General features: G+C 77.6%; 11 protein-coding genes. 9 read left to right on the top strand and 2 right to left on the bottom strand.

The genetic code is table 11. The annotated features are described in order from the left end of the window. From M0638_RS18960 to M0638_RS18935, 6 genes are all read left to right on the top strand, one after another. Positions 1–1,059 (top strand): DUF4159 domain-containing protein (locus M0638_RS18960; RefSeq protein WP_248668576.1); only part of this gene is annotated, 1,059 nt, incomplete at its 5' end. Between the two features lie 2 nt (positions 1,060–1,061). Beyond that, positions 1,062–1,346, top strand: coding sequence for a hypothetical protein (locus tag M0638_RS18955; RefSeq protein WP_248668575.1), 285 nt, complete (start codon positions 1,062–1,064; stop codon positions 1,344–1,346). A 3-nt stretch (positions 1,347–1,349) separates the two neighbouring features. After that, complete coding sequence (locus M0638_RS18950; protein ID WP_248668574.1) at positions 1,350–3,566, top strand: hypothetical protein; 2,217 nt, start codon at positions 1,350–1,352, stop codon at positions 3,564–3,566. Positions 3,567–3,710: 144 nt separating this feature from the next. Further along, positions 3,711–4,487, top strand: a complete 777-nt coding sequence (locus tag M0638_RS18945; RefSeq protein WP_248668573.1) for an ankyrin repeat domain-containing protein — start codon at positions 3,711–3,713, stop codon at positions 4,485–4,487. 389 nt (positions 4,488–4,876) lie between these two features. After that, complete coding sequence (locus M0638_RS18940; protein ID WP_248668572.1) at positions 4,877–5,374, top strand: nucleoside deaminase; 498 nt, start codon at positions 4,877–4,879, stop codon at positions 5,372–5,374. 258 nt (positions 5,375–5,632) lie between these two features. Then, on the top strand, positions 5,633–6,100 hold the full coding sequence (locus M0638_RS18935) for a hypothetical protein (protein ID WP_248668571.1): 468 nt from the start codon (positions 5,633–5,635) through the stop codon (positions 6,098–6,100). Positions 6,101–6,233: 133 nt separating this feature from the next. Here M0638_RS18935 and M0638_RS18930 read toward each other — a convergent pair whose 3' ends face one another. After that, complete coding sequence (locus M0638_RS18930; protein WP_408903642.1) at positions 6,234–7,124, bottom strand: bifunctional riboflavin kinase/FAD synthetase; 891 nt, start codon at positions 7,122–7,124, stop codon at positions 6,234–6,236. Positions 7,125–7,707: 583 nt separating this feature from the next. Between M0638_RS18930 and M0638_RS18925 the strand changes: the two genes are divergently transcribed. The 3 genes from M0638_RS18925 to M0638_RS18915 all read left to right on the top strand — a co-directional run bounded on the left by M0638_RS18925 (position 7,708) and on the right by M0638_RS18915 (position 11,332). Next, the gene (locus tag M0638_RS18925) at positions 7,708–8,859 is read left to right on the top strand and encodes a M20 family metallopeptidase (protein ID WP_248668569.1); all 1,152 of its coding nucleotides are present in this window, start codon (positions 7,708–7,710) and stop codon (positions 8,857–8,859) included. A 341-nt stretch (positions 8,860–9,200) separates the two neighbouring features. After that, a complete protein-coding gene (locus M0638_RS18920; RefSeq protein WP_248668568.1) occupies positions 9,201–10,202 on the top strand; it encodes a Bug family tripartite tricarboxylate transporter substrate binding protein in 1,002 nt (333 codons plus the stop codon). Between the two features lie 152 nt (positions 10,203–10,354). After that, positions 10,355–11,332: a hypothetical protein gene (locus tag M0638_RS18915; RefSeq protein ID WP_248668567.1), complete on the top strand. Its 978-nt coding sequence runs from the start codon at positions 10,355–10,357 to the stop codon at positions 11,330–11,332. Between the two features lie 199 nt (positions 11,333–11,531). Here the strand turns inward: M0638_RS18915 and M0638_RS18910 are convergent, their stop codons facing one another. After that, positions 11,532–12,383 (bottom strand): SHOCT domain-containing protein, encoded by an 852-nt coding sequence (locus M0638_RS18910; protein WP_248668566.1) that lies wholly within the window; start codon positions 12,381–12,383, stop codon positions 11,532–11,534. Positions 12,384–12,872 lie beyond the last annotated feature (489 nt).

The raw sequence follows: 12,872 nt of genomic DNA, 5'->3' as shown, positions 1-12,872 counted from the left end.
CCCCCCCCCCCCCCGCCGCCGCCCGGCACCGCGCTGCTCGGGATCGGCGGCGTGCCGGCCGAGCGCGACCTCGGCCCCTGGCTGCTGGCCCTGGCCCTGCTGCTGCTGGCGGCCGACCTGCTGGTCTCGCTCGGCCTGCGCGGTCTGCTGCGGCGGTCGGCCGGCGGAGGAGCCGGCGACAGGCCGGCCGGCGGCGCCGCCGGCGGCCGGGGACGGCGCGCCGCCGGCGCCGCCGCGCTGCTGGGGCTGGGGCTGGGGCTGGCCCTGCTCGCCGCCGGTCCCGCGCGGGCCCAGGGAAGCGCGCAGGGAAGCGCCCAGGGAAGCGGGCCGGGAAGCGGGCAGGGCGGCGATTCGCCGGAGGCGGCTGCGCTCGCCACCCGGCTGGCCTACGTCGCGACCGGCGACGCGCAGCTCGACGAGACGCTGCGCTCGGGCCTCGCCGGCCTCTCCGACTACGTCAACCGGCGCACCGCCGCGGCGCTGGCCGAGCCGATGGCGGTGGACCCCGCGCGCGACGACCTGTCGCTCTACCCGCTGCTCTACTGGGCGCTGACCGCCGACGCGCCGCAGCCGGACCCGGCCGCGGTCGCCGCGCTCAACGCCTTCATGCGCGCGGGCGGCATCATCCTGTTCGACACGCGCGACGAGGGCTCGGGCGAGGGCTTCGCCCCCGGCACGCGGGCGGCGCTGCGCCGGGTGACGCGCGACCTCGCCATCCCGCCGCTGGCGCCGATCCCGGACGAGCACGTGCTGCGCCGCGCCTTCTACCTGCTGCCGGAGATGCCCGGCCGCTTCGCCGGCGGCGAGGTCTGGGCGGCGCGCGACCAGGACCGGGCGAACGACAGCGTCAGCCCCGTCATCATCGGCGGGCACGACTGGGCCTCGGCCTGGGCGGTGGACCGCAACGGGCAGAGCCCCTACGCGCCGATCCCCGGCGGGGCGCGGCAGCGGACCCTGGCCTACCGCTTCGGCGTCAACCTCGTGATGTACGCGCTGACGGGCAACTACAAGGGCGACCAGGTGCACGTGCCGGCCATCCTGGAACGGCTGGGGAACTGACCATGACCGCCATGCTGCTCGCCTCCCCGCCCGTGCCGCTGCCCGCCTGGGCCGCCACGCTGGCGGTGCCGGCGCACGCGCCCGGCCGGCTCGCCGCGCCGGTGGTGGCGCTGATCGCCGGCACCGGCGCGCCGCGCTACGCCGGCATGGCCGTGCCGCCGACGCGGCCGCGCACCGCCGACGCCCATGCGCGGGCCGGGCGCCGCGTCGCCGCCGCGACCGGCGCGCTGTTCGCGGGCCTCGGCCTGTCGCCCGGCCTGTCGCTGGCCCGGGCGGAGGCCCGCTGAGCCATGCGCCAGGCCGTCGCCGGCATCGACTTCGCCCCCATCCTGCCCGTCTGGCTGCTGGCGGCGCTCGCCCTGCTGGCGCTGCTGGCGCTGGCCCCGGCGGTGTGGCGCCGCGCGCGCGGCGCCTGGTGGCGGGCGCTGGCCTTCGCGCTGCTGCTGCTGGCGCTCGGCAACCCGCGGCTCGTCGAGGAGACGCGCGAGATGCGGCCCGACATCGCGCTGCTGGTGGTGGACCGCAGCGACAGCGCCCGGCTCGGCGCGCGCGGCGCCACCATCGAGGCGGCGCGGCGCGAGATCGAGGCGCGCGCCGTCCGCCTGCCCGACCTGGAGCTGCGCACCATCGAGGTGCCGGAGGCCGGCCGCCAGGGCACCCTGCTCTTCGCCGCCGCCGAGCGGGCGCTGGCCGACATCCCGCGCCCGCGCCTGGCCGGCGTGATCCTGCTCAGCGACGGGCAGGCGCACGACGTGCCGGCCGCCCCGCCCGTCGAGGCGCCGGTGCACCTGCTGCTGCCCGGCCGCCCCGGCGAGACCGACCGGCGGCTGCGGGTGGTCGAGGCGCCGGGCTTCGGCATCGTCGGCCGCTCCGTGGAGCTGCGCGTGGCGATCGAGGATCTCGGCGTGCCGCCGGGGCGCGCCGACGGTCCCGGCGGCAGCGCGCGGCTCACGGTGCGCCGCGCCGGCACCGCGCCGCGCGTCGAGAGCGTGCGCGTCGGCGCCGACCACCGCATCACCGTGCCGATCGAGCGCGGCGGCCCCACCGTGGTCGAGATCGCCGCCGAGCCGCTGCCGGGCGAGGTCTCGGAGCTGAACAACCGCGCCGTGGTCACCATCAACGGCGTGCGCGACCGGCTGCGCGTGCTGCTCGTCTCCGGCGAGCCCAACCCGGGCGAGCGCACCTGGCGGCGGCTGCTGAAGGCCGACCCGAACGTCGACCTCGTCCACTTCACCATCCTGCGCCCGCCCGAGAAGGACGACCTGACGCCGCTGAACGAGCTGGCGCTGATCGCCTTCCCGGTGCGCGAGCTGTTCCAGCAGAAGCTGCGCGACTTCGACCTGATCGTGTTCGACCGCTTCGCCAACCGCGGCATCCTGCCGCCCGCCTACCTGCGCAACATCGCCAACTACGTCCGCCAGGGCGGGGCGCTGCTGCTCTCGGTGGGGCCGGAATTCGTGGGCCCCACCAGCCTCGCGCTGACGCCGCTCGGCGCGGTGCTGCCGGTGCGGCCGCCGCTCGGCGCGGGCAGCGTGCGCGAGGGCGCCTTCCGGCCGCTGGTCACCGAGACCGGCGCGCGCCACCCCGTCACCGCCGGCCTGCCCGGCGCCAACCGGCCGGTGCCGGCCGCCGGCGCCCCGCCGGGCGGGAGCGGCGCGGCCGGCGGCCCGGCAGGCGCTGGGCCGGGAGGCGCGGGGCCAGGAGGCGCGGGTTCCGACGGCGCGGCCCCGGGCTGGGGCCGCTGGTACCGCAGCATCGGCGCCGATCCGCGCGCCGGCGCCACGGTGATGGAGGCCGGTGGCGGCGAGCCGCTGCTGCTGCTCGACCGCGTCGAGGAAGGCCGCGTCGCCCTGATGCTGTCCGACCAGATCTGGCTGTGGTCACGCGGGCATGACGGCGGCGGCCCGCAGGCGGAGCTGCTGCGCCGCACGGCCCACTGGCTGATGCACGAGCCGGAGCTGGAGGAGGAGGACCTGACGGCGCAGATCGAGGATGGCCGCCTGCTGGCCGAGCGCCGCAGCCTTTCCGCCGATCCGCCGCCGGAGTTCACCGTCACCGCGCCGGACGGCACCGTCACCCGCCGCCGGCCGGAGCCGGGCGCGCCCGGCCGTGCCGGGCTGACCATGCCCGCCACCCTGCCCGGCGTCTGGGAGGTGAGCGACGGCACCCGCGCCGTCTTCGCCGCCGCCGCCGCCGCCAACCCGCTGGAGATCGCCGACCTGCGCGCCGACGAGGCGCGGCTGCGCCCGATCGTGGAGGCCACCGGCGGCGGGGCGCGCTGGCTGGGGCCGGAGGCCGCCGGCGGCGAGCCGGCGGTGCCGGAGCTGCGCCGCGTGTCGCCGGGGCGCGACGCCGCCGCCTCGGGCGGGCGCGGCTGGATCGGGCTGCGGCGCAACGGCGACCACACCGTGACCGGCATCGCCGCCCTGCCGCTGCTGCCGCCCTGGCTGGCCCTGCCGCTGGTGCTCGGCACGGCGCTGCTGGCGTGGCGCCGGGAAGGGCGCTGAGCCGGGCGGCGCCGGGAAGACGGCGGCCGGCGGCCCGGGCGGGCGACGGTTCCCCTGCCGGGGCTCGCTCGTCGGGGCTCGCCCGTCGGGGCGACGCCGGCGGAGGCTGCACGCGACCGGGAAATCGCCTATAGGATGCCCGCCATGCGCCGGACCCGTCCCCTCCTCGCCCTGCTCACCCTCGCCGCCGCGCCCCTGCTGCCCGGGCTCGCCACGCCGGCCCAGGCGCAGTACGGCGGCGGCGCGACCGGCGCCGGCATCCCGAGCGCCAGCGGCCTCGGCGGCGGCGGCATGGGCGGCCTCGGCGGCGGCATGCCGCAGCAGCAGCAGAGCCGCCGGCCGCAGCCGGCCGCCCTGCCGGGCCTGGTCGGCCGGCGCACGCCGGAACCGATCCCGCCCGACCCGAACGCCAACCTCTCGCCCAATGCCGCCCTGTTCGACGCGATCAACCGCGGCGACCTGCCGGCCGTGCGCGAGGCGGTGAGCCGCGGCGCCGACCTCGATTCGCGCAACGTGCTCGGCCTGTCGCCGATCGATGCCGCCGTGGACCAGGGGCGCAACGAGATCCTCTTCTACCTCCTTTCCGCCCGCGGCTCGCGCGCCGCCCCGCCGGCCGCGCGCCCGGGCGACGCGCCGGAGACGGCGGGCGCGCCGCCGCGCGATCGCCGCACCGCCGCGCGCGAGGCCGCCCAGGCACGTCGTGCCGAGGCGGCCGAGGCGCGGGTCCGCTCCACCGCCACGCCGATCGCCACCCAGGTCAACGCGCCGCGCCTCTGGGCGGGGGATGGCGGCGCGGCGCAGCCCGAGATCGGCTTCCTCGGCTTCGATGCCGGCCGGCCGGCCGGCGCCGTCGCCCCGGCCGGGGCCCGCACCACGGGTGCCGCGGCCGCGACGCGCCGGTATCGCGGCACGCGGGGCTAACCCCGGCGGCGCCCCAAGCCCTGCGGCATATGGCCACGGCGACGGTCGCCGACCCGTCCGCGGCTCCGCCCCGGGCCTCGCGCCGAAGACGCATTGGGGGCCGAAGCCCCCTTCGGAACCTCCTGCCCGCGAGTCCGCTCGGCCAATCCCGTCGCCCGCGCGAATCGCGACGGGAGCGACCGGCCGCGGCCTCGCCGCGTTCCGCCACGGATGCGCCCCGATCCGGGTCTCCTCATCGGGCCTCCCCACCGGGCCGCCCCACCGGGCGCCCCGGAGGCCCCCCCGCAGGGCGTGCCGGATCGAGGGCCGGGAGTCCGGCAGGCAACCATGGCGCGGCGCAGGCGCTCTGGCCGGCGGAGAACGCCATGCCATCGGATACGACACCGCCCGTGCCGACGACGGACGACGACCTGCGCCACATGCGGCGCGCCATCGCGCTCGCCCGCGAGGGCGACTCCGCGCCGGGGGGCAACCCGATCGGCTGCGTGATCGTGCTGGACGGGCGCGTCGTCGGCGAGGGGCACAACGAGGTGGACCGCCGGCTCGACCCGACCGCCCATGCCGAGATCGTGGCGATCCGCCGCGCCTGCGAGGCGCTCGGCGACACCGACCTGCGGCGCGCCACCCTCTATGCCACGCTGCAGCCCTGCGGCATGTGCTCGATGGCCTCGATCTGGGCCCGGATCGGGCGGATCGTCTACGGCGCGGGGCGCGGGGACGTGCACCGCATGTACTTCGAGGGCCGGCACCTCGACACCGTGGACTTCATCGTCGACGCCTTCCGCGACGACCTGCCCGTGACCGGTGGCGTGCTGGCGGCCGAGTGCGCGGCGCTCTACCACCGCCCCGGCGAGGCCGTGCCGGCCGAGGAGCAGACCAACCTCTGATCCCGGCCGGCATGGGCCCCGCCCCGCGCCGGCCGGCATCGCGCGCGGGGTTGGCAGGCCGGCCGCACGCCGGAGGCCGAAGGCGTGACGGGGCGCCCCGATTCGCCTCGGCCACCCGGCCCCGCTCCCTGGCCACAATGCGCGGCCACGATGCGTGGATGCCTCGGCCGGATGCGCGCATGCCCATGCCGGACCGGCCTCCCCTCGCCTTTCTCCGGACTATCGGCATGATGCCGCGGTCAACCGAGGAAGCGCATCATGCTGTGCCTTGCCCGCACCCCGATTGCCTTCCGCGCCGCGGCGCTGCTGGCGACGTTCGGCTTGGCGGCCTGCGTGCCGCCGCCGGGTCCGGCGCAGACGCAGGCGCAATCCGCCGCGATCGCCTGCCAGCAGGGCAACCAGCAGGCCTGCGCCGCCTGGCAGCAGATGGCGCCGGCGGCACAGTTCGAGCAGCAGCAGCAGGCCCAGCAGGCCCAGGTCGGCACCGCCGTGGCGGCCGGCGCCGCCGGGCTGGTGGCGGGTGCCGCCATCGCCAACAGCAACAACCGCCGCTACTACCGCTGGCACGACAACCGTGGCTGGCACGGGGGCTGGTACCGGTCGCCGCCGCGCGGCTGGCACGGGCCGCCGCCCCGGTCGAACTGGAACCGCGGCCATCCGGGCTGGAACAACCGGGGGCCGCACCGGGGCCCGCCGCCGTCGCGCGGCCCCTCGCGGCGCTGGTGAGCCGGACCGCGGACCGGGGCAGGTCGCCGCCGGCGGGCGGGCCGCCGGGCGCGGCGGGGCCGTGCCGGCACCGGTGAGCCGGCCGGCACGCGTTACCCGGGACCGGACCCGTTGAGAGCCTCCGGTCTCCGACTCAGGCGAGCGCCGCCCGTGCCGCCGCCGCGTCCAGCGCGATCTGCGCCCGCAGCGCCTCCAGCCCCGGGAATTTCCGCTCGGGACGCAGGAAGCGGTGTAGCCGGACGGCGATCTCCCGGCCGTAGAGGTCGCCGGCGAAGTCGAACAGGTGGGCCTCCACCCGGCTCTCGGTCCCGTCCACGGTGGGGCGGCGGCCGATATTGGCCACGCCCAGCGCCATTCCCCCCCCGGGCAGCACGGCCGACACCGCGTAGACCCCGCGCGCCGGCTCCAGGTGCCGGCCGAGGGGCAGGTTGGCGGTGGGAAAGCCGAGCAGCCGGCCGCGCTTGTCGCCGTGCGCGACGTGGCCGCGCACCTCCCAGGGCCGGCCGAGCTCCGCCGCCGCGCGCTCCGGGTAGCCGTCCTGGAGCAGCCGGCGGATGCGGGTGGAGGAGATCGGGCCCGCGGCGTCCACCACCGGCGGCACCACGGTCAGGCCGATGCCGCGCGCCTCGGCGGCGGCCGCCAGGAAGTCGGCGTCGCCGCCGCGCCGATGGCCGAAGGCGAAGTCCGCGCCGCAGGCGAGGTGGCGCACGCCGAGGCCGCGGTGCAGCACCTCCTCCACGAAGGTCTCGGCGCTGAGGGCGGCGAGGTCGTCGTCGAAGGGCAGCGCGTAGACGATCCCGGCGCCCGCCCCGGCCAGCGCCTCGGCCTTGGCGGGCAGCAGGGTGAGGCGGAAGGGCGGGTCCTCGGGCCGGAAATGCTCGCGCGGGTGCGGCTCGAAGGTCAGGGCGGCGAGCGGCAGGTCGGGCCGCGCGGCGTGGGCGGCGCGCAGCACGGCGCGGTGGCCGACATGCACGCCGTCGAAATTGCCCAGCGCCACGGTGGCGCCGCGCAGCGCGCGGGGCACGGCGTGCCAGTCCCGGGCGATGGTGGCCTGCGCGGTGGCGGCCCCGGCGGGGGCCTGCCCGGCGGAAGTCTGCCCGGCGGAAGTCTGCCCGGCGGAAGTCTGCCCGGCGGAAGTCTGCCCGGCGGAAGTCTGCCCGGCGGAAGTCTGCCCGGCGGAAGTCTGGCCGACGGAAGTCTGCATGGTGGGGGCCTGCATGATGGCCTGGGCGATGGCGGCACGGTCCCTGGCCATGCCGGGCGCCGCGCGTTCAGCCACCGGCCTTCCCCCGGGTGGCGCGGAGGTGGTGGGCCGCCGTGGCGCGGCATCCGTTCGGCACATTGGGGGCATGCATGTGCGGGCTGCTGTAGCGCGCCGGTCCGGCGGTGGACAAGTGGAAGGGCGCGGCGGGCGGCGGGCCGGTCCCGCGGCCGGCCCGGCCGCAGGGCGGGGCGGCCGCGCGGCGGCGGCGCCGGCTGGTCGTGGCCGCCGGCGGGCCCGCGCGTCGGGCACGCCGCGCCTGTCCTTGCCAGCCCATGCCGGCTGGCCTTTGCTTTCCGGCTCGGGCGCGGACCGCGCCGCCATCCCGCAGAGGAGGACCCGGCGCATGCCGCAGACCGCGATCGGCCCATCGGCTGCCGCTTCCGGGCCGATGCTCGACGAGTTGCGCGACTGGGTGCTGCTGGAGACGCCGACCACCGACGCCGCCGCGGTGAACCGGCTGCTGGACCTGGCGGAATCCGGCCTCGGCGCCGCCGGCGCCCACCTGCGCCGCCTCCCCGGCACGCGGGGCCACGGCGACATGCTGCTGGCGCGCTCGCCCGGCGAGGGGAAGGCGGTGCTGGTGGTCGGGCATCTCGACACGGTGTGGGACCACGGCACGCTGGCGCGCATGCCGTACCGCGTGGAGGGGCCGCGCGCGCATGGCCCGGGCATCTACGACATGAAGGCGGGCAGCTACATCGCCTTCCACGCGCTGCGCGCGATCCTGCGCGAGGGCACGCCGACGCGACGCCCGGTCGCCCTGCTGCTGACGCCGGACGAGGAGGTGGGCAGCCCGAGCAGCCGCGCCACGATCGAGGCGGCGGCGCGCGACGCCGTCGCCGTGCTGATCCCCGAGCCCGCCAGCGCCGAGGGCCACTGCGTCACCGCGCGCAAGGGAGTCGGGCGCTTCGCCGTGCGCGTCGCCGGCCGCGCCGCGCATTCCGGCACGCACTGGGAGGCGGGGCGCAGCGCCGTGCTGGGGCTGGCCCGGGTGATCGAGGCGGCAAACGGGCTGGTGGACCTCGCGCGCGGGGTCACCACCAACGTCGCGCCGGTCTGGGGCGGCACGCGGCCCAACGTCGTCGCACACGAGGCGGGGTGCGAGATCGACCTGCGCGTGGCGACGGCCGAGGATGGCGAGCGGCTGGAGCGCGCCCTCCTGGCCCTGCCGGAGACCCTCGCCCCCGGCCTGCCCGACGGCATCGCGATCGAGGTCACGGGCGGCATGAACCGGCCGCCCTTCGCCGAGACGCCGGCCGGGCTCGCGCTGTACGAGCGGGCGCGCGCCATCGCGGCGGGCAACGGGTACGAATTGCCGCGGCAGTATCGCGGCGGCGGCTCGGACGGGAATTTCACCGCCGCCCTCGGCGTGCCGACGCTGGACGGGCTCGGCGTGCCCGGCGCGGGCGCGCATGCGGCGCACGAGCACATCCTGTGGGAACAGCTCGCGCCGCGCTGCGCGACTCTGCGCGGGCTGATGGAGACGCTGGGATAGGCGGCCGGGCGCGCGCCCCGGGGTGCCACTGGGAAACGGCCGGCGGGATCGGGAGCGCGGCCGGGGTGACGTCCGGGTGGACGCGTCCGGGAGAGGCGACCGCCCCGGACGGGGCACCCTGCCCATGGTCGCCCAGCCGGTGGTCGCCCCACCGGTAGTCACCAGGCCGGGGGCGCCACGCCGGGACGGTTCCGCCATGCGGCCGCCCCGCGCCCGGGGCGGCCGCATGGCGGACCGGAGCGTGCCGCGCTTCCGTGACAGGCCGTCCATGTCCATACATAGGGCATCGGCCCCCCGCCGCCCGGGCGGGCACGAACCGCTTTCCGAGGAGACGACAGGCCATGACCGACGCCACCCGCCGACAGCTCATCCAGGGCGCCTCGCTGCTGGCCGCCCTGCCCTTCGCCTCGCGGCTCGTCCTGCCGGGCGCGGCGCTGGCGCAGGAGGCGAACTACCCGTCCCGCCCCGTCCGCATCATCGTGCCCTTCTCGCCGGGCGGCACCACGGACCTGCTCGCCCGCATCCTGGCCGAGCGGCTGGGCGCCGTGCTGAACGGGAATTTCGTGGTCGAGAACCGGCCCGGCGCCGGCGGCAACATCGGCGGCGAGGTGGTCGCCCGCGCCGAGCCCGACGGCTACACGCTGCTGATGACCACGATCGGCACGGCCGCCATCAACTACGGCCTGTACGGGGCGCAGATGCCCTACAAGCCGCAGGACCTCGCGGCGGTCTCCAACCTCGCCAACGTACCCAACGTCATCATCGTGCCCGCGAATTCGCCGGTGCGCGACCTCGCCGGGCTGGTGGCGAAGGCGAAGAAGGACGGCGTGACCTTCGGTTCCTCGGGCAACGGCACCTCGCTGCACCTGACCGGCGAGCTGCTGCACCAGCAGGCGGGCGGCGACTTCATCCACGTGCCCTATCGCGGCTCCGGCCCGATGCTGACCGACGCCATCGCCGGCCGGGTGGACGTGGCCTTCGACAACCTGCCCTCCGCCCTCGGCCACATCCGCGACGGCCGGCTGCGGGCGCTCGCCGTCACCAGCCCGCAGCGCGCCCCCACCCTGCCCGACGTGCCGACGGTGCGCGAGGCCGGCTTCCCGGCGCTCGAGACCTTCGCCTGGTTCGGGTTGCAGGCCCCGGCGCGCACGCCGCGCCCGATCATCGACAAGCTGGCCGGGGCGATGAAGACGATCGTCGCCGACCCCGCCGCCCGCGCCAAGCTGGCCGAGCAGGGCGCCGAGCCGGTGGGCGACACGCCCGAGCAGTTCCAGGCCTTCATCGATGCCGAGATCGCGCGCTGGCGGGAAGTGATCCGCAAGGGCAACATCCGGGTGGACTGAGGCCGGAACCGGTCCCGCCCCGGCCGGATGCTCCTGGCGGGACGCTCCCGTCAGGTTCGATGCCGGCGGGACGGACCGGGACGGGACGGACTTCATCGGGCTCGGCCCCGGCGGGATTGACCCGCGGGGCCGGGCCGGGGCCGATGCGTGCCATGACGACACCGCCCCCCCTTCGCAACCACTCCCCCCGGCGCCTCCCGGCGCCGGCCCGCGCGCTGCTGCTCGCCCTGGCGCTGCTCCTGGCGCGGCCCGCCCTGGCCGAGCCGGTCTTCCCGGCGGGCAGCGCCATCGGGATGGAGCCGCCCGCCGGCTTCGCCCCCGCCACCGGCTTCAGCGGCTTCGCCGAGGCGGCCTCCGGCGCCAGCATCGTGTTCGCGCAGCTTCCGGGCGCCGCCTTCGCGCAATTGCGCGACGGGCTGACCTCGGAGCGCCTGCTGCAACAGGGCATCGGCGAGGAGACGCGGCGCACGGTCACGGTGGGCGGCCGCGAGGGGCTGCTCGTGACGGGCACGCAGTACCTGCGCGGCGATCCGGTGGCGAAGTGGCTGCTGCTGCTGCCGGGCGACGGCATGACCGCGCTCGTCACGGTCAACCTGCCCGGCCGGCCGTCGGCGGCGCAGCGCGAGGCGGTGGACAGGGCGCTCACGACCACGGTGCTGCGCCGGCCGGACGCGGCGGCGGAGCGGGCGGCGCTGCGCTTCGCCTTCGCGGAGACGCCGAACCTGCGCTTCCGCATGGCGATGCTCGGCTCGGCCGCGATGCTGGCGCCGGACGGCGCGGCGCCGGGCGGGCCGGCGGTGCCGACCATGACGCTGGCCGCCTCGGTCGACAACCAGCCGCTGCGCGGCGAGCCCCGCACCCTGGCCGAGCTCGGGCTGCGCAGCCTGAACGGCCTCGTCGACATGACGGTGGAGGAGGCGCCCGCCGAAACCGTGGCCGGTCAGCCCGCGACCGTGCTGACGGCGCGGGCGCGCGACCAGCGGAGCGGGACGGCGATGCGGCTGATCCAGTGGCTGGTGCTGCCCCCGGGCGGCGGCAGCTTCCGGGCCCTGGCCTCGGCGCCGGAGGACCGGTTCGAGGCCATGCTGCCGGAGTTCCGGCAGGTGGTGGCGAGCGTGACGCTGCGCTGACCGGCCGGTCCCGCGGAAACGTGGGCCCGGCGGGGAGCGTCAGCCTCTCCCGGCCATCCCTGGCGCGGGGTCCGGGGCGGGCGCCCCGGACGGGCGACGGCGGCCCGCGGTCGGGCACGGGCGCCCCGTCACGGGCGTCCCTGCCCGGGGCGCCCGGCCCCAGACGCCCGGCAGGTGGCGGCGGGGCGGAGCGCGGGCGTCAGAGACGCCCGAGCAGCTCCGCTTTCTTCGCGGCGAACTCCTCGGAGGTCAGCACGCCGTTCTGGTGCAGCGTGGCGAGCCGCTCCAGCAGGCCGATCACGTCCTGCCCGCCCGTCTGGCCACCCGACTGGCCACCCGGCCGGCCGACCGGTGCGCCGACGGCCGGCTGGCCGAAGGCGGCCGACTGCGGCTGGAAGTCGCGCGGCGGCTCGGGGGCGTGGACAGCCGGGGCGTCGCCATAGGTGCCGCCATGGTCGGCGGCGGGGGCGGAGCCGCCCGTCATGCCGCCGGAGACGACCGGCAGGTCCTCCAGCCGGACCGTCCCGTACTGGCTGTTGAAGGACAGGGACTGGCTGCCGCCCTGCTGCTGCGACACGCCGTACAGCGAATGGTCGCGCGTGTCGTAGACCGTCACCTGGCCGCCCTGGAGCACGGCCAGCCGGCGCGCGCCCGGGAAGATGGCGTAGCGCATGTCGTTCTGCGCGCCGCTGGAGGAGGGCGAGCCCAGCTCGGAGGGCCACCAGCCCTGCCCGCCGAACTGCCCTCCCGAGGACATGAAGCCGCCATCGCTTGCCGCCACCAGCGGGCCGCGCTGCATCGCGTCGGAGAGGGCGTTGGCGAGCTGGTCCACGCGGGCCTTCAGCCCGTTGTTGAACATGTCGCCGATCATCAGCATGCCGCCGCGCGACCACTGCCCCATGCCGCCCAGCTCGGGATGGCTGAACTGCGCCATGTAGCCGCCGCCGGCGATCATCGCGTTCAGCATCGTGGTCACGGCATCCGGGCCGAAGCCGGTGTTGCGGGCGATCTCGTCGACGGCGCGGCGCCCGTCCTCGGTGAGCTGTGGCATCTTTTCTGGCTTTCCTTCCGGCACGCCTCGTGGCGCATCGGCATGGCGGGACGACGGGCGACGCGGCCATGCCAACGCCCGAGAATGCACGAAGCCGCACGGAATGGGAGCGTGCCTCGGACCGGCGGCCGCCATCGGCGCGGCCGCGACCTTCGGCAAGATGGAAAGCGGCAGCACCGTCGGCAAGTCGCGGCACGGCATGGCAGCCATGGCTGGCCGCGCCGCGCGCAGCCCTGCCCTCCGCCGGCCGCCCCGGGGGCGGGAATGTCGGCGTGGGGGGGGCGCGCCGGCGACGCGACGGAGGGGCCGGCGCCGGGCGGGGGCGTGCCGGCCGGGGCAGTCGCGCGGCGCCGCCGGGCGGGAAGCGGGCCGGGGCCGCTTCCCGCCCGGCAGGCGGACCCCTCAGCCGGCGGGCGGCAGCGCCGCGCCGTCGCGCAGCAGCCGGGCGAAGAGCGGCACCGCCGCCTCCAGGTCGCGCATCGCGACATG

It is taken from the genome of Roseomonas acroporae (assembly GCF_023223525.1).
Classification (GTDB): Bacteria; Pseudomonadota; Alphaproteobacteria; order Acetobacterales; family Acetobacteraceae; genus Roseomonas_E; species Roseomonas_E acroporae.
The sequence above is the reverse complement of the archived record's forward strand: the minus strand, read 5'-3'. Positions and strand labels throughout refer to the sequence as shown.